Origin of the sequence: Mesorhizobium sp. M0018, from assembly GCF_040323955.1 — a bacterium.
GTDB lineage: Bacteria > Pseudomonadota > Alphaproteobacteria > Rhizobiales > Rhizobiaceae > Mesorhizobium.
The window spans coordinates 278,389-301,204 of record NZ_JAMYVL010000004.1 but is presented as its reverse complement, the minus strand read 5'-3'; the positions used below and the strand labels follow the sequence as shown (position 1 = coordinate 301,204).

Below are 22,816 nucleotides of genomic sequence, written 5' to 3'. Positions count from 1 at the left end.
ACTTTATGCCCGCTGACCAACGCCGCTGATTTGCGCCGACCGAGGATTTCGCCACAGTGTTCGTATCGTTTTTTCCGCAGCCGAAGCTCTTTTTCACCTCGGCCGCCGTCTGGAGTGCGGTCATGGTGGCCGTGTGGTTTCTCGGCGGCGACCAGCTAGGCGCTTTGGTCGGATTTCCCCTCCCTGCAGCGGACGCGGCGCCGATCATTGGCGTTTCCGTTTTCTGGTCGCCTCCGTTCCTTTGGTTCTACATCTATTTTACACTTGGTGTGCTGCTCTTTTACGCCTTCTGGCATTGGTATTCCCCGCACCCGTGGGACCGCTGGTCGATCCTTGGCAGTTCGCTGATCTTGTTCACGACCTATTTTCAGGTTCAGGTGAGTGTAGCGATCAATGCCTGGTACGGGCCGTTCTGGGATCTGATCCAGGGCATTGTGAGCAAAAGTGTGAAGGCGACAGAGTATGATGTTTATGCGCAGTTAATAACTTTCCTCGGCATCGCTCTGGTGGCTGTTACTGTTTACGTTCTGACAAATTTCTTTGTCAGCCATTGGGTGTTTCGCTGGCGGACAGCGATGAACGACTACTACATGTCCTATTGGCCTAGGGTGCGGAGCATCGAGGGAGCTTCCCAGCGCGTGCAGGAAGACACGATGCGCTTTTCAAAGATCATGGAAGATCTTGGGACCAGCTTTATTGATTCGATAATGACTTTGATCGCCTTCATGCCGATTTTGCTTGCCTACTCAAAGCACATTACGGCATTGCCTTTCATCGGTCAGGTGCCGCAGCCGTTGGTTTTGGCTGCGATCTTCTGGGCGATGTTTGGGACGGTATGCATTGCCACCGCCGGCATAAAGCTGCCCGGCTTGCAGTTTCGCAACCAGCGCGTCGAAGCCGCTTACCGCAAGGAACTTGTTTATGGTGAGGACGATCAGTCCCGAGCGCAGCCGCCGACCGTTTCCGAATTGTTCGGAAATGTGCGCCAGAACTACTTCCGGCTCTATTTCCACTACGTCTATTTCAATGTGGTCCGCTATCTCTACTTGCAACTAAATACCATATTCCCTCTTTTTTTGATGACTCCTTCGTTGGTCGCCGGAACCTTGACGTTGGGTCTCGTCAACCAGGTCAATTCCGCGTTCAGCCAAGTGACCAGCTCGTTCCAATATCTTGTTAATTCCTGGTCAACGATCGTTGAGCTCTTGTCAGTCCACAAGCGGCTGCGAGCGTTCGAAGCCACGATCAAGGGCGAGCCGCTGCCGGTGATCGATCAGCACTATCTAGAACGGGAACAAGCCGGGCTGCGTCCTGAGGACCAGCCGGCAAGCTAAGACTGGCGGGCGGCGGGCGCTTGCGGCTCAGCCGCCCACCGCCGCCTGCCTTTCGCCTCGCCGCGAAAGATAATCGTGAAAACTGATGCACTCGACGTCCGCTTTGATGCAGACCTCGCCGGCAAAGCGTTCCAGCGCGTTCCAGTAGGCGCCGTCATTCATCAGCGTGAAGTGGAAGCCGAGCTCAAGCGGAATGCGCTTGCCCTGGTATTGCGCATCGAAGGCGGCGCGGAACGCGTGATAGGTCCGGTCAGCGAACTCTTCTGCCATGCTCGGCCGCTCGAAGCCGCCGGAATGTCTGACATAGAGATTATAATCCATGGCGATCACACGCCTTGAGCTCGGCCCTTCCGGGATCTGCGGTAGCGAAAAGCGCGTGATGCCGTTGACGGTCGGCGGCTCGACCGGCCCGCGCGAGACGCCGCTTGCGTCGAGCAGGAAACCGGCCGCGGGCAGCGCCTTGTAGAGCGCCTTGTTTGCCGACAAATAAGGCGCGCGGAACCCGACCACCGACTTGCGGGCGAAATCGCGCCAGCCCGTTGGTTCGGGTGCAATGCCGTTGATCGAATAGGCGTTCTCGAGAATATGCTTGAACGAGCCGAACTCGCTCAGCCAGTCGGCCTTGCTCCAGTCCTTGCCGTCGAAATGGCCGCAGCCATGGCTGCCGATGTCGTGGCCTTCCGAGGCCGCAAGGTTGATCTGCTCGAGCCGCTCGGCGACTTCCTGTTTGGAGGCGGCAAAGCCGATATTCGATTTGCCTTCTGTCTTGCCGGGCGCGGTGTATTCCCTGCGTGTCTCGGGCGACAACAGGAACACGCAGGAGACGAAATAGGTGAAATGCGCGCCTGTGCGCCGGGCCAGCGCCCGGCTGCGCTGCCACTGCGAAACGTCGCGGGCGCTGTCGAATGAGATGATGACGATCTGCTTCGGTTTTGCCGGCGCCGCCGGCGGGTCGGCAAAAGCCGCCCCGGCAGCAAACACGGCAATCGAAAACGCAATAACGCGGGACAAACGGGGCAAAGGCATCTGACTTGATTAGGGAATGTAGAAGCACCGCCTACCGGCGAAATATGGCACGGGTACGATCGACCTGTACGGCCGCCGTTGGCGGCGACTGCCTCGTGAATAGGCGATTTTCCTGCCGAACCCCTTCCATGCCGGCAAAATTTCGCTAAAACGCGGGCTCATCAACCGCCCCGCCCGGGGCATGAATGGTTTTGATCATGTCGGACGACAGTTTTATCCGCGAAGTCAACGAAGAGATTCGTCGCGACCAGGCGCATGCGCTGTGGGACCGTTTCGGTCCCGCCTTGCTCGTGCTGGCCGTGCTGGTGGTGCTCGGCACTGCCGCTGTCGTCGGCTACCGCTATTGGGACGAAACCCGCGCCAACCGCTCGGGCGATGCCTTCTCGCAGGCGCTGAAGCTCGCCAATGACGGCAAGAACGACGAGGCGCTTGCCGCTCTGGAGGCGTTGGAGAAGGACGGCTACGGTGCCTATCCGCTGCTCGCCCGCATGCGCGCGGCAACCGTCAAGGCGGACAAGGGCGACGTCGACGCCGCCATCAAGGATTTCGACGAGGTCGCCGCCGACACCAAGATCCCCTCCGGCATTCGCGACATGGCGCGCCTCAGGGCAGCGCTGCTTCTGGTCGATCACGGCTCTTTCGCCGATGTCTCCAGCCGCGTCGAGGCGCTCACCGCCGACACCAACACGCTGCGCCATACGGCGCGCGAGGCGCTTGGCCTTGCCGCCTGGAAGGAAGGCAAGGCGGCGGATGCATTGAAGCTGTTCGACCAGATCGCCGCGGACGACGGCGCCCCGCGCAACACGCGCGAGCGGGCGACATTGATGTCCGAGCTGATCCGCGGCTCGGGCGGCGTGTCGTGATAGTCCATGACCTTCAAAGTCGCCATCATCGGCCGGCCTAACGTCGGCAAATCGACCCTTTTCAATCGGCTGGTGGGAAGGAAGCTGGCGCTTGTCGATGATACCCCCGGCGTCACTCGCGATCGCCGCGTCCATGCCGCAAAACTCTACGATCTGCATTTCGACGTCATCGACACCGCCGGCTTCGAGGATGCGGCCGCCTCGACGCTGCCCGGCCGCATGCGCGCCCAGACCGAGATCGCCATCCGCGAGGCCGACCTGATCTTTTTTACGATCGATGCCAAGTCCGGGCTGATGCCCGACGACAAGACGTTCGCCGAGATCGTGCGCAAGTCCGGCAAGCCGGTTGTCGTCGTTGCCAACAAGGCCGAGGCGCGTGGCGCCCAGGGCGGCATGCTGGAGGCCTGGGAGCTCGGCCTTGGCGAACCGGTCCCGGTCTCGGCCGAACACGGCCAGGGCCTGCCCGATTTGCGCGACGCGGTGATCGCGGCACTTGGCGAGGCGCGCGCCTTCGGCGAGGACGAAGAGGCCGGCGAGGATGAGGTCGCCGCCAGCGAGGTGCTGATCGGCGAGGACATCACCGACCCGGACGCCGAGCCGAGCTATGACGACACCAAGCCGATGCGCATCGCCGTCGTCGGCCGCCCCAACGCCGGCAAGTCAACGCTGATCAACGCACTAATCGGCGAGGAGCGGCTGTTGACCGGCCCTGAGGCCGGCATCACTCGCGATTCCATCTCGGTCGACTGGGACTGGCATGGCCGCCGCTTAAAATTGTTCGACACCGCCGGCATGCGCCGCAAGGCCAGGATCCACGAAAAGCTCGAAGTGATGTCGGTGCAGGACGGCTTGCGCGCCATCCGCTTTGCCGAGATCGTCATCATCGTGCTCGACGCCACCATTCCCTTCGAGAAGCAGGATCTGCAGATCGCCGATCTGATCATCCGCGAGGGCCGTGCCCCGGTGATCGCCTTCAACAAATGGGATCTTGTCGACCATCCCCAGGAGCTGCTGGCCGAGCTGCGCGAAAAAACCGAGCGGCTGCTGCCGCAGGCGCGCGGCATGCAGGCGGTGCCGGTGTCGGCCGAGACCGGGCGTGGCCTCGACAAGCTGATGGATGCCGTCATCCGGACGCATCGAGTTTGGAACAGCCGTGTGTCGACCGGCAAGCTCAACCGCTGGCTGGAAGGCATCCTGGCGCATCATCCGCCGCCCGCTGTCGCCGGGCGTCGGCTGAAGATCAAATATGTCACGCAGGCCAAGACGCGGCCGCCGGGCTTCGTCGTCTCCTGCTCACGGCCGGATGCGATGCCGCAATCCTACGTCCGCTATCTCTCGAACAGCCTGCGCGAGGCTTTCGACATGCCCGGCGTGCCGATCCGCATCGCCTTGCGCACCTCGGACAATCCTTTCGCCGGCAAGGCAAAGAAGCGCCGCTAGATCATCATTGGCGGAACCTTGCGAGACGTCGGCGAAGGATCGCGGCGCTCGTTCTGCGTTTCTGGATTCTTCAACTGACGAAGCTACGAGGCTTGCCGTCATTTCGGCTCATCGGCCTTAAGCCACCTTCCTCAGACCATTCGCATCGCCGGTTCCGGGCAGCGCCGCCAACGCTGCCTGCAGCAGGATGTCGCCAAGCCGCGCCGCGACCGCGTCGGGCTCGGCCTCCTTGCGATGCAGGAACAGCGCCATCTTGGGCAAGGCGGGCAGCCCGGCGATCTCCGGCGTCATCGCCCTGACGGTGGCCGGCAGGCCGATATCGGTGCGGATCGTCAGTCCGAGCCCGGCGGCGACGGCTGCCCAGATGCCGCCAAGGCTCGGGCTGGAGAAGGCCATCCGCCATGCCAGGCCGGCGCGGTCGAGCGTTTCGGTCGCCACGCTGCGCAGCAGGCACGGCGCTTCGAGCGCCACCAGCGGCAACGCCTCGCCATCGCGCAGGCTGGTCTCGATCTGTTTTGCCGGGCCGATCCAGCGCATCTGGACGTCGGCGACATGCCGGCTGTAGGGCAGCGTCGCGCCATTGTGCCAGGCAAGCGCGATATCGAGGCTGCCCGAAATGATCCGTTCGGCAAGCTCATGGCTACGTGCGATCCTGGCCTCGATCTTGACCTTGGGATGGGCGCGGGCGAAGCGCCCGAGCACCTCCGGCAGCACCGCCTCGCCGAAATCCTCCTGTAGTCCAAGCCGCACCCAACCCTCCAGCTCGACATCGTGGATGGCGGAGGCGGCCTCGTCATTGAGCTCGATCAGCCGCCGCGCGTAGCCGAGCATGGTCTCGCCCGCGTCCGTCAGCGCCAGGCCACGCCCAGATTTGCGGAAAATCGGCGTCGCCGCCTGCTCCTCCAGCTTCTTCAATTGCGCACTGATTGCCGAGGTCGAGCGGCCGAGCCGGTCGGCGGCCTTGGCGAAGCTGCCCAGCTCCATGCCGGTAACGAAGCTGCGCAGAACGTCGAGATCGAATGTCACGCGTCGCATGCCAATAATCCTGATATTCGGGACATTACGTCAAAAACTTCCTGATATTCAGTACGAAGCTATGGCGGTAGAGACAGCGCGTCAAGACCGAATGCAGCCGACCCATGCAGGAGCTGAACCATGTCCGCTGTCGCCACACGAGCAGATTGCAAACCGCTTCGCCCGGCCGCCGTTGCCGCCCCGTCAGAAGCGGCGGCACTTCGAGCCAATCATCGCTGGAAGGTGCTGGGCATCGGCGTCGCCGCCAATGCCTGCTTTTCCGCGACCTTCTCCGGCATTCCGGCCACGGCGGTGTTCCTGCGCTCGGGCTATCATCTCTCCAATGGCGAACTCGGCCTGGCGCTTGGCCTTCTCGGCCTGGGCGTGGCGCTGAGCGAATTGCCGTGGGGGCTGCTGACCGATCGCTGGGGCGACCGCCGCGTGCTGCTGACCGGGCTCGGCGCAACCGCGGTTTGGCTGCTTGTCATGGCCGCGCTGGTCGTGCCGTCACCGGCCCATATTCCCGGCATCGCGCTTCTCGCCGCTGCCCTGCTGGTCACCGGATTGCTCGGCGGCAGCGTCAACGGCTCCAGCGGCCGCGCCATCATGGCCTGGTTCGGCGAAGGCGAGCGCGGCTTTGCCATGAGCATCAGGCAGACGGCGGTGCCGCTTGGCGGCGGGCTTGGCGCGCTCGTGCTGCCAGCGCTCGCTTCAGCCCATGGCTTCACGGCAGTCTTCGGACTTCTGGCGGCTGCATCCGCGGTCTCGACCTCGCTCGCCTGGCGCTGGCTGCATCAGCCGCCGGCGCATGACGATGCCAATTCGGGCAGCATGGCATTGTCGGCCGGCCCGGCGCCGCTGCGCAACCCGGCCGTCTGGCGCATCGCAACAGCCATCGGCCTGCTTTGCTTTCCGCAGGTGGCGGTGCTTACATTTGCTTCCGTGTTCCTGCATGATTTCGCCGGCATGGGAACAGCCGTGATCAGCGCCAGCCTGGCTGCCGTGCAGGTCGGCGCCATGGTCATGCGCGTCTGGAGCGGCCGCTACACCGACCGTCACGGCAACCGCCGGTCGTTCCTGCGTCTGTGCAGCATGCTGAGCGTGGCCGCCTTCACCGTGCTTGCGGCGCTCGTCTTGTTTTCGGCCCAATTCTTGTCAGGCCAAGCGCCGATGCTGTCGCCGGCGATCGTTGCGGTGCTGGTCGTGGCCGGTATCTGCGTCTCCTCCTGGCACGGCGTTGCCTACACCGAGCTTGCGACGCTGGCCGGCGCCAGCCAGGCCGGGACGGCGCTCGGCCTCGCCAACAGTCTGGTCTTCATCGCCTTCTTCCTGGTGCCGATCGCCATTCCCGGGCTTCTCGTGCTCTGCTCGTGGGCAGGCGTCTGGCTGGGTGCGGCTATTTGCGCGCTGATCGCCTGGCCGATCTTTCTTCCGTCAAGCGACGGCCGCAAAAGCGCCTGACTTCGACACGAGATGGGAAAACAACGTTCTAAGCTGTTAACGCCCCATCAAGGTTAATGCATCATTGTAGCTCTCCAGTGGGGTCCGTCGCGTTTCTGGAGAGTTCCGTGCATCGACGTGTTTTGACGCGGCTTGTCGCCGCCGCCGGTGAGAAAAAGCGTTCCTTCCTGTCTCCCCTCGTTATTGGCCTTGGCATCTGGATCGGCTTTCCGACGGTCGCTGCCTATCAGGACATGACCAGCCTGGTCTCCGGCCTGGAGGCGCCGAGCGTCCGCTGGAACGCCTATGTCGAGAAATCCGTCGCCGGCTCCGTTCACGCCGCCGAAATGCCCTTCCTCGATTCCAGCAGCACCGGCTCGCTCTCCGGCTCCGGCGTTCAACTGCCCGGCATCGGCGCCGTTTCGTTTCGCGGCAAGGGCAGCATCGCCGGCACGACGCCGGACGAGGACCGCATCACGCGCGCCGACAAGAAGGGCCGCATCATCCAGGTCTCGCCCGTCTCGCCGCCGAAGAACTTCAACGCCGGCTCGATCTTCGAGCGCACCTCTTCGCTGCTCCGCCCAAGCATGGACAGCGGCCTGAGGATGGCCTTCGCCAAGCCCGAGATCAAAGGCAAGGAAATCCAGATCGCCGCCGCCTTCCACACGCGCATCGACAAGAAGCCGGATTCCGGCGTACCGGCGATGCTTGCCGCGCTGGTCAACAATGATCATCCTGACGTGCTGGCGACCGCCTACGCCTCGTCCGCTCCCGATTATGCACAGGCGTCGCCCTTCGAGGCCTTGCTGCAGGACGAGGACCCGAACGACGGCCGCTTCATTCCGCCGCTGAGCAAGGGCGATCATTCCTGGATGCAGACGCCGCTGCCGGCGAGCGTCTTTTCCAAGCCGGAGCAGGCCTGTCTCGCCAACGGCATCTATTTCGAAGCGCGCGGCGAATCCGTGCGCGGCCAGGCCGCCGTCGCCCAGGTCATCCTCAACCGCGTCCGCAACCCCGCCTATCCGAACTCGATCTGCGGCGTCGTCTACCAGAACGACAACTGGTTCAACCGCTGCCAGTTTTCCTTCGCCTGCGACGGCAGGAAGAAGCGCATCGACAACCCCGCTGCCTACAAGACCGCCCAGGATGTCGCCATGGCCGTCACAGCCGGCAAGATCTTCATTCCGGAAGTCGGCTCGTCGACCCATTATTACGCCAACTACGTCCATCCGGGCTGGGCGCGGACGATGCAGAAAATGACCAGGATCGGCCTGCACATCTTCTACCGCACCTATGGTGGCGGCTGGAGCTGAGCGCTCGGGCAGCCCTTGCGTCTTTCGCGCGAGAGCGGCCGATCGAAGACGCATCGCCGCGGGGATTCGGCCGCAGCCCGCCAGAGACCGCGTCGGGCACGATGTCGCACCCGAGCAAGTGGCTGATTTATAACAAAAAAATACTTGAGCTTGAACGTCCGCCCGTGGCTTGACGGGCGCGGACCCTCTAACTATGTTGCCGGCGACTTTAAGAAGCGGACGGACGGTGACGGTCTGACCGGGCAGGGGGGTTGCGTGGCCGACAAGAATGGGCCAGACGGAACCGGCAAAACCGGCCGCGGCAAGCAGCATGAAGCCGACATCCGCGACGACGATCTTGAGCGCCGCCGGCGCGACCTTGAAGCATCACTTGCGACAAGGCGGCCGGACCGGCTCGAGGGGAAAGACGACGCGAAAACGGGCAGTGTGGCCGGGTACGGCCAGGCGCTCAAGCTGTCCAGCGAGTTCATCGCCGGGATAGTGGTCGGTGCGGCTCTCGGCTGGTTTATCGATCGCGTGGCGGGGACATCGCCATGGGGTCTGATAGTCGGGCTGCTGCTGGGTTTTGTCGCCGGCGTGCTCAACGTCCTGCGTTCAGCCGGGCTTGTGTCGGAATTCGGAACGGGCGACAAACCGCGCGATCCGAAAGAATGAATTGAGGCGCCGCATGCCGGCGCATTGAACAGAATGCTGAAGCCGTCTGCGGCTTTGATGGGGATTTAAAGTGGCTGCTGACAAGGTCGATCCGATCCACCAGTTCCAGATCCATCCGATCATTCCGATTCACATCGGCGGCTACGACCTGTCCTTCACCAATTCGGCTCTGTTCATGCTTGCGACGGTCGCTGTCGCATCGGCGTTTCTCTACCTCAGCACGTCGAGCCGCAGCCTGGTTCCGGGCCGCCTTCAGTCGGTCTCGGAAATGGCCTATGAATTTGTCGGCAATATGCTGAGGGACGCCGCGGGCACGCAAGGCATGAAGTTCTTCCCCTTCGTGTTCTCGCTGTTCATGTTCGTGCTTGTCGCCAACCTGCTTGGCCTGTTCCCGTATTTCTTCACCATCACCAGCCACATCATCGTCACTTTCGGCCTCGCTGCGCTGGTGATCGGAACGGTCCTCGTCTACGGCTTCACCAAGCACGGCCTTGGCTTCCTGAAGCTGTTCGTCCCGCATGGCGTGCCGGTCTACCTGCTGCCGCTGGTGGTGCTGATCGAGGTGATTTCCTTCGTCTCGCGTCCGGTCAGCCTGTCGGTTCGTCTGTTCGCCAACATGCTCGCCGGTCACATCACGCTGAAGGTGTTCTCGGGGTTTGTCGTCAGCCTGAGCGCGCTCGGCGCGGTCGGCGTGGCGGGTTCGGTTTTGCCGCTGGCGATGGCCGTGGCGCTGACGGCGCTGGAGCTGCTGGTCGCGTTCCTGCAGGCCTACGTCTTTGCGGTGCTGACCTGCATGTATCTCAACGACGCCCTGCATCCCGGGCACTGACAAGGTTTCCGGCATTGCCGCCGGATCGATTTTGCAACGGAATTTTAGATCCAAAGGAGTTGAACAAATGGACGCAGAAGCAGCAAAGTACATCGGTGCCGGCATCGCATGCCTCGGCATGGGCGGCGCGGGCATTGGCCTCGGCAACATTTTCGGCAGCTATCTGGCGGGCGCGCTGCGCAACCCGTCGGCAGCCGACGGCCAGTTCGGCCGCCTGATCTTCGGCTTCGCCGTGACCGAAGCGCTGGGTATTTTCTCGCTTCTCATCGCGCTTCTCGCCCTGTTCGGCTGAATGCTTGTTCGGCTGAACATTGGGAAGAATTGAACAGGCCGGCCGCGATCCTGCGGCGGGCCTGAATTTCGGGGATAGTCCATGTTCGTGACATCTGCCTTTGCGCAAGAGTCCGCGCCCGCCGTCGAAGGCGGCAGCGCTGGCACCGGCGTGCCTGCCGAGGCGCACGGCACGTTCCCGCCATTCAATCCGGCGACGTACCCCTCGCAGCTTCTATGGCTGGCAATCACCTTCGGGCTGTTTTATCTCTTCTTGAAACGGGTGGTGATGCCGCGCGTTGGCGGCATCATCGACGTGCGCAACGACCGCATTACCCAGGATCTCGACCATGCTGCCCGGCTGAAAAGCGAGGCCGATGCCGCCGTTGCCGCCTATGAGCAGGAATTGGCGGAAGCCAAGGGCAAGGCCAATGCGATCGGCCAGCAGGCCAACGATGCGGCCAAGGCGGAAGCCGAAGCTGCCCGCAAGACGATCGAGGCAGCGCTTGACCAGAAGCTTGGCGAGGCCGAGGCGCGTATATCTTCCATCAAGGCCAATGCCATGAAGGAAGTCGGCACGATCGCCGAGGACACCGCTTCGGCCATCGTCGAGGCGCTTGTCGGCGGCAAGGCCAGCAAGGCCGAAATCGCGGCCGCGGTCAAATCCGTGGCCGGGTGAGGAGCGCATCATGGACGCCACATCTCTCGCGACGCTTTGGGCAACTGTTGCCCTCGTAATCTTCCTCGGCATCGCCATCTACATCAAGGTGCCGGGCATGATCGCCAAGGCGCTCGATGCGCGTGCCGACAAGATCAGCTCCGAGCTCGAGGAAGCGCGCCGGTTGCGCGAAGAAGCCCAGCAGCTGCTTGGCCAATACCAGCGCAAGCGCAAGGAAGCCGAGCAGGAGGCCGCGGCCATCGTCGCCGCCGCCAAGCGCGAAGCCGACATGCTTGCCGCCGAGGCGCACAAGAAGACCGAGGACTATGTCGCCCGGCGCACCGCCTTGGCCGAGCAGAAGATCGGCCAGGCCGAGCGCGAAGCGATCGGCGAAGTGCGTGCCAGCGCTGTCGACATCGCGGTCGAAGCCGCGCGGGCGCTGCTGGCCGGCAAGATCGACGCCAAGGCCGGCGCCGACCTGTTCAACGCCTCCCTGCAGGATCTGAAGTCGAAGCTGAATTAAGCGACTTCGACGAGAAATTCATCGAAAGTCGCCCGGGAAACCTGGCGGCTTTTTTGTTGGCGAAAGCGACTGAGCGCGTAATCTCCCCCCTCGAGGGGGAGATGTCGCCAAAGGCGACAGAGGGGGTCGGCACGTCCTGGCGCGACGCCCTATGGAACGAAAGAGAACGTTGGCGCTTCACGCGAGGCGACCCCCTCTGGCCTGCCGGCCATCTCCCCTCGAGGGAGGAGATCCGCGCCTAGCCGCCTTCGCAATGTCAATCCAAATCCGAAAAACCCTCTTCCTCCAGCACCTCGGTGCCGCCGAACCGGAACGGCGCGAAGGAGGCGCGGTGCAGCCGTGCCACTGGCCCGTGCAGATCGATCGCCGTGCGATGGCGCACAGTGGCGTAGCCCATATGCAGTTCGAAGCCGTAACGCGCATGATGGCTGCCGCAGCCGCACATCATGCGGTCGCGCATCACCTTGGCGACGATCGAGGCTGCGGCGATCGACTGCGAGCGCTGGTCGCCCTTGATCAGTGCTTTGCCCTCGCAGGGCAGCCCGGGCGGCACGTCGCGGCCGTCGGCCAGTGCCAGCTTCGGCCGGATTGACAGGGCGGCCACGGCACGGCGCATCGCCTCCAGGCTGGCCTTGAGGATGTTGGAGACATCGATGCCTTCGGCGCTGACCGACGCCATCGATACGGCGAGCGCGGAGCCGAGGATTTTCAGGAACAGCGCCTCACGCTGCAAATGCGTCAGCCGCTTGGAATCGTCGAGGCCGTCGGGGATGTTCGCGGGATCGAGCACCACCGCTGCCGCCACCACCGGCCCGGCGAGCGGGCCGCGGCCGGCCTCGTCCATCCCCGCCACCGGCCAAAGGCCTTCGGCCATCGCCCTCGTCTCGAACGAGAAGTCGGGTTTCTCGACGATTTCGAAGAGAAGCGGAGAATCGGAACGCGGGCGAGCCATTGTGCGGCGAGGTTCGCATCGGCTCCGATTCTCCGCAAGTCCCCTCCGGGTCGGGCGGGGCACCGGACCAGGAGGGGGCTACCGTCTGCAAGCCCGGGGACAGGACAGGCCGGACGGGATTTTTCGCCTGCTGCGGCCGCTTCAAGCGGCTGGCGCGAGACGCTTTGTCACAGCAGCATCAGCTGCTCGGTAGCCTTGGCGGCGGGGACGAACTGGTCGGTCCTCAGCGAGCGCCGCTCGGCGTTGAGGCCGAGCCGTTTGGCAGCTATCTCGAAGCGCCGGCCGATCTGCCAGGCATAGGGGCCGGAGCCCTTCATGCGCTTGCCCCATTCCGAATCGTAGTCCTTGCCGTCGCGCATCGAACGGATCAGCGACATGACGTGGCGATAGCGATCGGGATAATGGCGCAGCAGCCAGTCCTTGAAGATCGGCGCGACCTCCAGCGGCAGGCGCAGCAGCACATAGCCGGCTTCACGCGCGCCCGCTGCCTGCGCCGAATCGAGGATGCGCTCCATTTCCGGGTCGGTTAGTCCGGGGATGATCGGCGCGACCATCACCGAGGCCGGAATGCCGGCGTCCGAAAGCTGCCTGATCGCCTCCAGCCGCTTGGTCGGCGTCGACGCGCGTGGCTCCATGGTGCGCGCCAGCATGCGGTCGAGCGTCGTCACCGACAATGCCACCTTGGCCAGCCCGCGTTCGGCCATGCGTGACAGAATGTCGATATCGCGTGTCACCAGCGCCGATTTGGTGACGATGCCGACCGGATGGCCGCGCGCCTCCAGCACTTCGAGGATCTCGCGCATGATCCGGTATTGCTTCTCGATCGGCTGATAAGGATCGGTGTTGGTGCCGATGGCGATGGTGCGCGGCTGGTAATTATCCCTGGACAATTCCTTGTCGAGCAGCCGCGCCGCATCCGGCTTGGCAAACAGCTTCGATTCGAAATCCAGCCCCGGCGACAGGCCCATGAAGCTGTGCGTCGGCCGCGCGAAACAATAGACGCAGCCATGTTCGCAGCCGCGATAGGGATTGATCGAGCGGTCGAAGGAGATGTCGGGCGATTCGTTGCGCGTGATGATGGTGCGCGGCTTCTCGACCTGTACCTCGGTCCTGAACGGCGGCAGCTCCTCCAGCGAATTCCAGCCGTCGTCGAACACGTGTCGGCTGACCGGCTCGAAACGGCCGGACGGATTGATGCCCGCCGACCTGCCGCGATTGCGGTCGGGACGAACGCGCATGCCGCTCTGCTCGATCATCGCATTCGCCATCTCGGCCCTGCCAGCGCCGAAGGCTGCAATATCGGCACGCACGATCTGTTCCATTTTGGCCCTTTCCCAGGGACTGTCCGCCCGCTGTCGAATCGCTCTGCTCATGAATGTATTCCTATCGCATTGATGAGAACAAAGCAAGAACTTTCTGGCGGCGCGCCGCAAAAACTGGCGCTGCCCACCGCTTTCCGCTATTCGGCTAAACATGCTCAGCGTCCTGATCGAAACCCTGAATGACGAGGAGGGCCTTGCCCGCACGCTCGCCTCGCTGATCGGCGGCGCGGTCGAAGGCGTGGTGCGCGACGTTCTCGTCTGCGACACCGGCTCGACCGATCAGACGCACCGCGTCGCCGAACATGCCGGCTGCCACTATGTCAGCGGCGGCATCGCCGCCGGCATCAGGCAGGCCAAGGGCGACTGGCTGCTTTTGCTGGAACCGGGCGCGCGGCTGGGGGAGGGCTGGATCGACGAGGTCGTCGCCCATACCGCCAGGCAAACCATGGCGGCGCGGTTCTCGCGGGCACGCGGCAGCCGCGCGCCGTTCCTGTCGCGCGTCTTTGCCGGAAATCGCGCTCTCGCCGAAGGCTTGGTGATCAGCAAGCGTCAGGCCGCGGCGCTGTCGAAGAACGCCCGCAGCGCCGAAGCGATCGCCCGCGGCCTGGCGACCAGGAGGCTCCACGCCGAGATCTGGGTCGCGCCGCGGAAGTGACGGCTTACCGTCCCGGTTACGGGAACTCCGCCCAGACAAATTTTCTGGCGGGTCGTCGTTTATTGTGCATTGCACAAAATCTGGCCGGGGGTTACCATTTCCAGCGATACGGGCGAATGGGTTTGGGGTGTGCCGGAGCGGTGACGACGACTGTCGTCGATGCTGTTCCCTCGATATTTTGAGGACCCCGATGACCCTTTCAAGCCCTGACAAGTCCGGCGCCGCAAGCCTCGAGGCGATCGCACGAAACGGCGGCACGCTGCGCCGCATCGCCGCCCGCATCCCGACCTATCTTTCCGACCTTCGCGAGAATCCGGCATGGCTGCCGATGTTCATGCTGGCCCGCACCATGCCGGCGCGGCGCCTGCACTGGCGCGGTGCGAAGCCGGTTCCGCCGGCGCGCAATGTCGGTGAAACGATGTTCGCCGGCGTCGATCGCGATGCCGTCGTCGGCGCGCTGCGGACGGAGGGGCTCTATTCGGGCCTGATGCTGCCGGCCGCCATCCATGACGAGATCGCCCGCTTCGCCGAGCGCACGCCATGCTTCGGCAATTTCGACCGCCGGCTGGAATTCCTGCCCGAAAAACACGCCGATGCCGAAAAGCATTTCGGCCGCCCGCTGCTCAGCGGTCACTATTTCGAACGGGTCCTCGACTGCAACGCTGCGGTCGCCGTGCAGCGGGATCCGCTGCTTCTCGATATCGCAGCGCACTATCTCGGCAGCCAGGCCAAGCTGATCACCACCCGCGTCTGGTGGAGCTTTCCGACCGGTGGCGTCTCGGACGCCGACAAGAACATGGCCTCGCTCGGCAAATACCATTTCGACCTCGACGACTGGCGCATGCTGAAATTCTTTTTCTACCTGGTGCCGGTCGACGCCGACACTGGGCCGCATGTCTATGTCCGCGGCTCCCACAACCGCCGCATCCTGAAGCATCAGCTGACGCTGCTGGTAGGCCATTCGGCGGAAGAGGTGCTGGGCGTCTACGGCGAGCAGAGCCCGGTCACGCTGACCGGGCCGGCCGGCCTCGGCTTTGTCGAGGATCCGTTCGGCTTCCATATGGGCACCGTGCCGACGCGCACGCCGCGGCTGATGATGGAAGTCGGCTTCGGCGTCTCGCCGCCGTCGCGCCGGCGTTTTCACGGCGAGCCGGTCATTCGCTAAACCGACGTCGCTTGGCTGATACCTCGGTTCTCAGCCGCGCCGCAAATGCTCGTCCAGCCGCGGCATGATCTCGACGAAGTTGCAGGGCATGTGCCGATAGTCGAGCTGCGGCTTCAAGATGCCGTCCCAGGCGTCCTTGCAGGCGCCGGGCGAGCCCGGCAGCACGAAGACGAAGGTGGCATTGACGACGCCGCCGGTTGCCCGGCTCTGGATCGTCGAAGTGCCGATCTTGTCGTAGGAGATGCGGTGGAACACTTCGGAAAAGCCGTCCATGCGCTTTTCGAAGATCGGCTCCAGCGCTTCCGGCGTCACGTCGCGGCCGGTGAAGCCGGTGCCGCCGGTGGTGATGACGACATCAATCGCTTCGTCCCTTGACCAGCCCAGGACCTTGTCGCGGATCTTGTCGCGGTCGTCGGTGACGATGTCGCGGGCGGCCAGGACATGGCCGGCCTCGGCAATGCGGTCGGCCAGCGTCTGCCCGGATTTGTCGTCGGCGAGGCTGCGCGTATCGGAAACGGTCAGTACCGCGATGTGCACGGGAACGAAGGGGCGGCTCTCGTCAATCCTGGCCATGGGCATCAACCTCCGATGTCACGCTTCGCGTCGCCGCGACAAACCAGTCGGGATGGCGGCTGCGAATATCGACGGCCGCGCGCTTGGCCACATTGCCGGTCTCGAACAGCCCGAAGCAGGTGGCGCCGGAGCCGGACATCCTGGCAAAACCGGCTCCGGCCTTGTTGAGCACGGAAAGCGCCTTGCCGATCGCGGGCTGGATTGCGCGCGCCGCAGGCTCGAGATCATTGCGGGTGATCTCCAGCCAGTTGCGGATGCTGTGGAAGTCGAGGTTGCGCGGCAGCGGCGGCAGTCCCGCATTGTCGCGGCGGCCAAGCGCTTCGAACACGTCGGCCGTCGAGACGGCAGTGCCGGGATTGACGAGCACCAGACCCAGCGCCGGGAAACCCGGCACGAGCGTCAGCTCGTCGCCGATGCCGCGGGCTATCAGCGGCTTGGCTGCGAGGCACATCGGCACGTCGGCGCCGAGCGACAGACCGATCCGCGCCAGTTCGGCATCGCCGATGTCGAGGCTCCAGGTCTGGACCAGGGCGCGCAGCACAGCCGCCGCATCGCTCGACCCGCCGCCGACACCGGACGCGACCGGCAGGTTCTTTTCGAGCCTGATGGCGACAGCCGGTGCGTGCTGGGGACCGGCCTCGCGCCGCAGTGCATCGCGCGCTCTCACCACCAGATTATTGTCGTCGACCGGCACCGCGGAGGCGTATTTGCCGGACATGGAAAACCCATCGCTGTCGGCAAGTTCCGTTTCGATGCGGTCGCCGAAGCGCGTGAACACAGCCAGGCTTTCGATCGTGTGATAGCCGTCGGCGCGCTGGCCGGTGACGTGCAGCGCGAGATTTATCTTGGCGTGCGCATGCGACACCCGGATGCCGGCCTCGGCGTTCACTGGCTCGGCCGCGAGGGGGACGACGGTCAATCCTTGGCCAGACGGTATTCGCCGGTCTTCGGGTCCTTGACCAATGTTCCCATTGTACCGTTGGCGGCCTGCCTTTCGGTACGCCGCACCTTGGCGGTCACACGCTCGGCTTCCCTGACGAAGGAGCGGTAGCCGAAATAGGCGGCAATGCCGACGACGGCGAAGAAAATGATCTGCGGCATGTCAAACTCCTCCCTCGCAAGGCCGGCAAGGCCGCCGGTCGGGTCGGTTGATGATTTATGCTAGACGCTTTCACCGGCTTTTCAAAGCCCGAAGCGCGCCCACAGCGCGCGCTCTTCCGCCGCATCGATGACGCCGCTTGCCGCGGCGGCGGCGATATCGGGCGCCGAAAAGCTCGAGCCGAACAGGCCGAAGCGGCCGAACAGGCCGCGCGGCGCGGTGATCAGCTTGAGCTGGGTTTTCGGCCCGAAACGGCTCTTCAGCACGCTGCGCATGTCGCCGAGCGCATCGACCAGTCCGAGTTCAAGCCCCTTCTTGGCCGTCCAGAACAGGCCGGTGAACAGGTCGGGATCGTCCTTGAGCTTGCTGCCGCGCCTGTCCTTGACGAGGTCGATGAAGGTCTCGTGGACCTCGAGCTGCAGCGCCTTCAGGCGCTCGACGTCCTCCTTCTTTTCCGGCTTGAACGGGTCGAGCACCGCTTTGTTCTGGCCGGCGGTGTGGACGCGGCGCTCGATGCCGATCTTCTTCAACAGCTCCGGAAAGCCGAACGAGGCCGACACCACGCCGATCGAGCCGACGATGGAGGACGGGTCGGCAAAGATCTCGTCGCCGGCGACCGCGATCATGTAGCCGCCCGATGCCGCCACGTCCTCGACGAAAACCAGGACCTTCTTGTTCTTCTCGCTCGCCAGGTCGCGGATGCGCCTGAAGATCAGCCGCGACTGCACCGGCGAGCCGCCTGGCGAGTTGATCGAGATGGCGACCGCAGGCGCGTCGAAGGAAAACAGCTTTTCGAGAAGGCCGGCGGTGGAAGCGAGCGACAGGCTCGGCCGGAACTGGCCGCCGCCGGGCATGATCGTGCCGTGCAGCCGGATGACCGGAATGGTGACGACGGCGGAGCGCCAGGATTTCGGCAGCAGGCGGTTGAAAAGGCGTTTCACGAGGGGGCGGTCTCCGGTCGATTTGCTTGAGGCATGTAGGAATTCGCCGGCCAACGGCAATGCCGTCACCCCGGCAATCAGAATGGATCAGTCTCCGAAAAGCGACGCCAGCCCGTTATTGATCAGCTCTGCCCGCTCCGAAGGGCCATTGCCTGAATAGGCATGCAGCATCAGCGGTGGCTGGATCGACAGTTTGCCGCGTGCGCCGAGTGCTGCCCGGACGACGATGCGGATCGCCGCCGCTTCGGGGCGAGGATGGACGGCCAGCATCTCGGCATCGCCGAAGCGGCCGGCAATGGCATCGAGGATGGCGCCGAGCTGTTCCGGCCGGGCGATGACGGCCAGCCCGCCGCCCGGCCTGACCACCGCGGCTGCGCTGCGGATCCAGCCGTCGAAAAGCCCGTCCTCCGAGACATGCGCGGCCTTTCTCAGCGGATCGGGCGTCGCGCGATCCTCGGCGGCATTGAACGGCGGGTTCATGATGACGAAATCGAAGCTGTTGTCCTCAAGTCCGGCGGCCGTTCGCGCCCGGCCCGACAGCGCGACATCGGCGACGAGCACCGAGGCGCGGTCGCTGAGATGCGCATTGCCGGGGTGGGCAAGCGTGGTGGTGGCGAAGGCCGCCATTTCCGGGGAACGCTCGACGAGCACGGCCGCGGCACCGGGGCAGCGCGACAGGACCGCCAGGCCGGCCGCACCAGCGCCCGCGCCAAAATCGGCAAGCCGCCCGGCGAAGGAGGACGGCACGGCAGCCGCCAGCATCATCGCATCCATGCCGGCGCGGTGGCCCGCCTTTCTCGGCTGCACCAGCCAGAAGCGACCGCGATGGAAGGCATCGACCGTATGAGCCGGCATGTCCGGGACAAGGGCAGCGGGCGACGCGGACATTATTTTTGGCGGATCTCGTTGGCGATGCCGGCATCCGTCAGGATGCGCCGCGCCGCATCGGCCTTGTCGGCGTCCACCATGACACGGCGGGGCAGGATGCCGATCGAGCCGTCGAGGACGCTCATGTTCTGGTCGGCGACGAAACAGCCGATGCCGGCATCGCGCATGAGCGATTCGACAAACGAAATGATGACGGCGTCGTTGGTGCGGATGAGCTCTATCATCGGATTAGGGCCATGATCTATCGATATGGTCGAAATGGCGCCTGAAACGGCAAGAAGATGCGAGGAGAAGCGTGAAGGTCGGGGTCTTTCCCCCGGCCGAGCGGTTCGACGACGCAGCTTGCAGCCGTTTCGGCGTCCGGAGGATGTGGTCCATCTGCCCGGCTACTTTGTCGCGAAGGACTTGAAAGCCGAATGACTTCCTGCGCCTTCGCTCCGCGTATCCGGACGGATGGCCTCACACCATTTCGATCATATCGATAGATCATGGCCCTAAACTCGCAGTTTGCGGCGTTGATGTAAACGTAGGCGTGATCATGTACCAGAGCCGGCGCGCCAATTCGCCTCTTGCCGCAGCAGTGGGTGACACCCTAGAGTCTGTTCAGGGACCATGTTGCCGTCGTGCATATCGAGGTTGGGAGTTTTGCCGTGGGTGTCGTTCTCAACATTGAAAACGGGAAGCGCGAAGCCGCCTCGATAAAGGACCTCATCGACCTGACCGCGGCCGACATGGGGCGCGTCAACAAATTGATCCTGTCGAAGGCCGGCTCCGATGTCGAGATGATCCCGGAGATTGCCAACCATCTGATCTCGTCGGGCGGCAAACGGCTGCGGCCGATGCTGACGCTCGCCGCCGCTCAGATGTTCGGCTATTCCGGCGACGGCCATGTCAAGCTCGCCACATCGGTCGAATTCATGCATACCGCGACACTTCTCCACGACGACGTCGTCGACGAAAGCGGCATGCGGCGCGGCAAGAAGACGGCGCGCATGATCTGGGGCAACCAGGCCAGTGTTCTGGTCGGCGATTTCCTGCTCGGCCAGGCGTTCCGGATGATGGTCGATGTCGGCTCGCTTGAAGCGCTCGATATCCTGTCGAGCGCTGCTTCGATCATCGCCGAAGGCGAGGTGATGCAGCTTGCCGCCGCCAAAAACCTCGAGACCACCGAGGACGAGCATTTCGCGGTGATCAAGGCCAAGACCGCGGCGCTGTTCTCCGCTGCCGCCGAGGTCGGCCCGGTCATCGCCCAGGCGACGCGCAATGATCGCGCAGCACTTCGCTCCTACGGCATGAATCTCGGCCTTGCCTTCCAGCTGATCGATGACGCGCTGGATTACGGCGGCACCAGCAAGGATCTCGGCAAGAATGTCGGCGACGATTTCCGCGAGGGCAAGGTGACGCTGCCGGTGATCCTCGCCTATCGGCGCGGCACCAAGGCCGAGCGCAGCTTCTGGAAACGCGCCATCGAGGACAATGCCGCCGACGATGCCGGGCTGGAAAAGGCCATCGGCCTGATGCTCCGCCACGGGGCGATTGCCGACACCATCGGGCGCGCCCGCCATTTCGGCGAGATAGCCCGCGACGCGCTGGCGCCGCTCGAGGCGACGCCGCAGAAGTCTGCACTGATCGACGTCATCGATTTCTGCATCAGCCGGGTGAATTGACAGGCGTCGCGGCGCGAGGCCGGGACGCCGCCTGTTCTCATCGAGCCTTTGCCGGAAGCACTATTGCTGCCAGCAAACTGACGACGATGCCCGCCGCCGCGAGCCGGAAGGCAACCTGGATGCCGTCGGCGACGGCAATTTTCAACGCATCGCCGGACAATTCGCCGATTTGGCTGTTCGCAATCGCAATCAGCACGGCCATGCCGATGGCGTTGCCGACATTGAGCGTCGTCGAAGCCATCCCCGAGGCGACGCCTTGCTGGTCATGGGCAACGCCGGAAGCGGCGGCAATCCACATTGCGGTCCAGACGATGCCTTGTCCGACGCCGGAGACGATCAGGCCGGGTACGAGGGGCAGATAGCTGCTGTCGGCAGTCGCGCCTGATACCATCAATGCTGTGCCGACCGCGCCGACGATCATGCCGCCGACCAGGGTGCTGCGCGTCGAAAAGCGCGTTGCCAGACGCTCGCCGAGTTGGGTGCCGGTGGCGATGGCGACCGACGGCACGAGAAAGGCGAGGCCCGTCTGCAAGGCAGTGAAGCCGTGCACGTTCTGCAGCAGCACGGTGAGGAAGTAGGGCAGCGCGCCGAAAGTAGCCATGTAGAGGAAGGTTATCGTCATGCCGGCGACGAGGCTGCGGTTGTGGAACAGGCGCAGCGGCATCAGCGGGTCGGCGCTGTTGGCCTCGATCACGGTGAAGGCGATCAGGAAAAATGCCGCCAGTGCTGCGCTGACGATGATTGCGCCAGAGCCCCAGCCATATTCGGGCCCCTGAACCAGGGTGAAGACAAGCAGCGTCGCGCCGGCGGTGACGGTCAGCGCGCCCGGCAGATCGAAGCTGCACTGCTCGTGCCGCTTGCGATCGCGCGGGATGATGGCGAAAGCCGCGATGATGGCGATCCCGGCCAACAGCACGTTGACGTAGAAGACCGACGGCCAGCCGAAGGCGCTGGTCAGAAACCCGCCGGCAAGCGAACCGAGCGTCAGGCCGCTGGCGCCCGCGCCGCCCCAGACGGCGAGCGCCCGGTTGCGTTCCGGTCCCTCGGCGAACAGGCGGTTGATCAGCGACAACGTCGCAGGAAACAGGAACGCGGCGCCGATGCCTTGCACGGCGCGGGCCGCGATGATGATTTCCGGCGACCAGGCGAGGCCGCCGACCAGAGATGAGAGCGCGTAGAGCCAGAGCGCGAAGATGAAGACGCGGCGCTGGCCGATCAGGTCGGCGGCCCGGCCGCCGAACAGCAGGAAGCCGCCGGTGAAGACGGTGTAGGCGCTGACCACCCACTGCAGGGTCTGGCCTGAAAATCCGAGGCCGGCGCCGATCTCCGGCAACGCCACGAAGACTATGTTGAGGTCGAGCGAGATGATGAGCTGCGCGAAGGCGAGCAGCGCCAGCGTTGCGCCATGTTTCGCCCTGCTTGCTCCCTGCGTTATCGCCCCGAGCGGCGCGCCTTGATCCAGTGAACTCATGCCGGTCTCCTTGTCGACAATTATTTAATGATCGACAAAGAATTGAGATTTGCAATCCGAAGTCAAGCGGATTATTTGTTGATCAACAAAAATTGGAGACCGCCATGGCGGGAAGGCCAAGGGAGTTCGACCGCGACCAGGCGCTGGAGAAAGCCCGCGACGCTTTCTGGAGACGCGGCTACGAGGGCACCTCGATGGCCGATCTCGTATCGGCGCTTGGTCTCGCATCGGCGCGCATCTATGCCGCCTTCGGCTCGAAGGAGGATCTGTTTCGCGAAGCGGTGGCACTTTACGAGGCCAATGAGGGCGGCTTCGCCACACGCGCACTGCAGGAAGAACCAAATGTCCGGCGCGTCATCGAGCGCATGCTTCGCGACGCCGTCGAAATCTATACGCGGCCGGGGCAGCCGCAGGGCTGCATGGTGGTGACGGCCGCGACCAATTGCGCCGTCGAAAATGACGCCGTGCTGCAATGGCTGGCGGAGCATCGGCTGGCGCGTACCGCATCGATCGTCGAGCGGTTGAAGCAGGCGGTGCGCGATGGCGAATTGAAGCCGGACACCGACGCCGAGACGTTGGGGGATTATTACGCCACGCTGCTGCACGGCCTTTCGGTGCAGGCACGCGACGGCGTGCCGAAAAAGCAGCTGCACGATCTTGTCACCGTCGCCATGCAGGCGCTTGACGCAAGCCTTTCGCAAACGTCCTGAGTTTCAGGG

At 64.1% G+C, this 22,816-nt stretch carries 25 protein-coding genes; 14 read left to right on the top strand and 11 right to left on the bottom strand.

Translation table 11 applies throughout. From position 1 onward, the window contains the following. Window positions 1–56 precede the first annotated feature (56 nt). A complete protein-coding gene (sbmA, locus tag NKJ81_RS08095) occupies window positions 57–1,334 on the top strand; it encodes a peptide antibiotic transporter SbmA (protein WP_352449943.1) in 1,278 nt (425 codons plus the stop codon). A 27-nt stretch (window positions 1,335–1,361) separates the two neighbouring features. On the opposite strand, the gene NKJ81_RS08090 is transcribed toward sbmA, so the two are convergent. Continuing rightward, on the bottom strand, window positions 1,362–2,354 hold the full coding sequence (locus tag NKJ81_RS08090) for a polysaccharide deacetylase family protein (RefSeq protein ID WP_352540129.1): 993 nt from the start codon (window positions 2,352–2,354) through the stop codon (window positions 1,362–1,364). A 203-nt stretch (window positions 2,355–2,557) separates the two neighbouring features. Between NKJ81_RS08090 and NKJ81_RS08085 the strand changes: the two genes are divergently transcribed. Further along, entirely contained in the window at window positions 2,558–3,223 is a 666-nt protein-coding gene (locus tag NKJ81_RS08085) for a tetratricopeptide repeat protein (protein WP_352540159.1), read from the top strand. Window positions 3,224–3,229: 6 nt separating this feature from the next. Then, a complete protein-coding gene (der, locus tag NKJ81_RS08080) occupies window positions 3,230–4,663 on the top strand; it encodes a ribosome biogenesis GTPase Der (RefSeq protein WP_352540128.1) in 1,434 nt (477 codons plus the stop codon). Window positions 4,664–4,780: 117 nt separating this feature from the next. Here der and NKJ81_RS08075 read toward each other — a convergent pair whose 3' ends face one another. Beyond that, a complete protein-coding gene (locus NKJ81_RS08075) occupies window positions 4,781–5,698 on the bottom strand; it encodes a LysR substrate-binding domain-containing protein (protein WP_352540127.1) in 918 nt (305 codons plus the stop codon). Window positions 5,699–5,818: 120 nt separating this feature from the next. On the opposite strand from NKJ81_RS08075, the gene NKJ81_RS08070 reads away from it, so the two are divergent. The 7 genes from NKJ81_RS08070 (at window position 5,819) to NKJ81_RS08040 (ending at window position 11,364) form a co-directional block, all read left to right on the top strand. Next, the gene (locus NKJ81_RS08070) at window positions 5,819–7,138 is read left to right on the top strand and encodes an MFS transporter (protein WP_352540126.1); all 1,320 of its coding nucleotides are present in this window, start codon (window positions 5,819–5,821) and stop codon (window positions 7,136–7,138) included. A 107-nt stretch (window positions 7,139–7,245) separates the two neighbouring features. Next, complete coding sequence (locus NKJ81_RS08065) at window positions 7,246–8,430, top strand: cell wall hydrolase (protein ID WP_352540125.1); 1,185 nt, start codon at window positions 7,246–7,248, stop codon at window positions 8,428–8,430. Between the two features lie 255 nt (window positions 8,431–8,685). Then, the gene (locus tag NKJ81_RS08060) at window positions 8,686–9,084 is read left to right on the top strand and encodes an AtpZ/AtpI family protein (RefSeq protein WP_352501994.1); all 399 of its coding nucleotides are present in this window, start codon (window positions 8,686–8,688) and stop codon (window positions 9,082–9,084) included. Window positions 9,085–9,154: 70 nt separating this feature from the next. Then, complete coding sequence (locus NKJ81_RS08055) at window positions 9,155–9,913, top strand: F0F1 ATP synthase subunit A (protein WP_352501993.1); 759 nt, start codon at window positions 9,155–9,157, stop codon at window positions 9,911–9,913. A gap of 67 nt (window positions 9,914–9,980) precedes the next feature. Further along, window positions 9,981–10,205, top strand: coding sequence for a F0F1 ATP synthase subunit C (locus NKJ81_RS08050; protein WP_006206606.1), 225 nt, complete (start codon window positions 9,981–9,983; stop codon window positions 10,203–10,205). A gap of 81 nt (window positions 10,206–10,286) precedes the next feature. After that, window positions 10,287–10,862 carry a F0F1 ATP synthase subunit B gene (locus tag NKJ81_RS08045; RefSeq protein WP_352449932.1) on the top strand — a complete coding sequence of 192 codons (576 nt, stop codon included), beginning with the start codon at window positions 10,287–10,289 and terminating at the stop codon, window positions 10,860–10,862. A gap of 10 nt (window positions 10,863–10,872) precedes the next feature. Then, window positions 10,873–11,364 carry a F0F1 ATP synthase subunit B gene (locus NKJ81_RS08040; RefSeq protein WP_023674071.1) on the top strand — a complete coding sequence of 164 codons (492 nt, stop codon included), beginning with the start codon at window positions 10,873–10,875 and terminating at the stop codon, window positions 11,362–11,364. Window positions 11,365–11,620: 256 nt separating this feature from the next. Here the strand turns inward: NKJ81_RS08040 and rnhB are convergent, their stop codons facing one another. Further along, window positions 11,621–12,316, bottom strand: coding sequence for a ribonuclease HII (rnhB, locus tag NKJ81_RS08035; RefSeq protein ID WP_352540124.1), 696 nt, complete (start codon window positions 12,314–12,316; stop codon window positions 11,621–11,623). A gap of 167 nt (window positions 12,317–12,483) precedes the next feature. After that, a complete protein-coding gene (locus NKJ81_RS08030; protein WP_352540123.1) occupies window positions 12,484–13,638 on the bottom strand; it encodes a PA0069 family radical SAM protein in 1,155 nt (384 codons plus the stop codon). Between the two features lie 151 nt (window positions 13,639–13,789). Between NKJ81_RS08030 and NKJ81_RS08025 the strand changes: the two genes are divergently transcribed. Together NKJ81_RS08025 and NKJ81_RS08020 are read left to right on the top strand one after the other, a co-directional pair. Next, the gene (locus NKJ81_RS08025) at window positions 13,790–14,293 is read left to right on the top strand and encodes a glycosyltransferase (protein WP_292664385.1); all 504 of its coding nucleotides are present in this window, start codon (window positions 13,790–13,792) and stop codon (window positions 14,291–14,293) included. A 190-nt stretch (window positions 14,294–14,483) separates the two neighbouring features. Then, complete coding sequence (locus NKJ81_RS08020) at window positions 14,484–15,458, top strand: phytanoyl-CoA dioxygenase family protein (RefSeq protein WP_352540122.1); 975 nt, start codon at window positions 14,484–14,486, stop codon at window positions 15,456–15,458. A gap of 30 nt (window positions 15,459–15,488) precedes the next feature. On the opposite strand, the gene moaB is transcribed toward NKJ81_RS08020, so the two are convergent. The 6 genes from moaB to NKJ81_RS07990 form a co-directional block, all read right to left on the bottom strand. Beyond that, window positions 15,489–16,031 (bottom strand): molybdenum cofactor biosynthesis protein B, encoded by a 543-nt coding sequence (gene moaB, locus NKJ81_RS08015; protein WP_352540121.1) that lies wholly within the window; start codon window positions 16,029–16,031, stop codon window positions 15,489–15,491. Further along, window positions 16,018–16,920 (bottom strand): 4-(cytidine 5'-diphospho)-2-C-methyl-D-erythritol kinase, encoded by a 903-nt coding sequence (locus tag NKJ81_RS08010; protein WP_352540158.1) that lies wholly within the window; start codon window positions 16,918–16,920, stop codon window positions 16,018–16,020. Before NKJ81_RS08010 ends, moaB begins: the two co-directional genes overlap by 14 nt. A gap of 26 nt (window positions 16,921–16,946) precedes the next feature. After that, window positions 16,947–17,132, bottom strand: coding sequence for a hypothetical protein (locus NKJ81_RS08005; RefSeq protein WP_352540120.1), 186 nt, complete (start codon window positions 17,130–17,132; stop codon window positions 16,947–16,949). 81 nt (window positions 17,133–17,213) lie between these two features. Next, window positions 17,214–18,071 carry a S49 family peptidase gene (locus tag NKJ81_RS08000; RefSeq protein WP_352501988.1) on the bottom strand — a complete coding sequence of 286 codons (858 nt, stop codon included), beginning with the start codon at window positions 18,069–18,071 and terminating at the stop codon, window positions 17,214–17,216. Between the two features lie 87 nt (window positions 18,072–18,158). Next, window positions 18,159–18,959, bottom strand: coding sequence for a tRNA1(Val) (adenine(37)-N6)-methyltransferase (locus NKJ81_RS07995; protein WP_352540119.1), 801 nt, complete (start codon window positions 18,957–18,959; stop codon window positions 18,159–18,161). Further along, the gene (locus tag NKJ81_RS07990; RefSeq protein ID WP_023674082.1) at window positions 18,959–19,183 is read right to left on the bottom strand and encodes a putative signal transducing protein; all 225 of its coding nucleotides are present in this window, start codon (window positions 19,181–19,183) and stop codon (window positions 18,959–18,961) included. The genes NKJ81_RS07995 and NKJ81_RS07990 overlap by 1 nt, the downstream gene beginning before the upstream one ends. Window positions 19,184–19,609: 426 nt before the next feature. Between NKJ81_RS07990 and NKJ81_RS07985 the strand changes: the two genes are divergently transcribed. Continuing rightward, a complete protein-coding gene (locus tag NKJ81_RS07985; RefSeq protein ID WP_352540118.1) occupies window positions 19,610–20,626 on the top strand; it encodes a polyprenyl synthetase family protein in 1,017 nt (338 codons plus the stop codon). A gap of 37 nt (window positions 20,627–20,663) precedes the next feature. Here NKJ81_RS07985 and NKJ81_RS07980 read toward each other — a convergent pair whose 3' ends face one another. Next, window positions 20,664–22,097, bottom strand: a complete 1,434-nt coding sequence (locus NKJ81_RS07980; RefSeq protein WP_352540117.1) for an MFS transporter — start codon at window positions 22,095–22,097, stop codon at window positions 20,664–20,666. A gap of 104 nt (window positions 22,098–22,201) precedes the next feature. Here NKJ81_RS07980 and NKJ81_RS07975 point away from each other — a divergent pair, with 104 nt between their 5' ends. Then, entirely contained in the window at window positions 22,202–22,807 is a 606-nt protein-coding gene (locus NKJ81_RS07975; protein ID WP_352540116.1) for a TetR/AcrR family transcriptional regulator, read from the top strand. Window positions 22,808–22,816 lie beyond the last annotated feature (9 nt).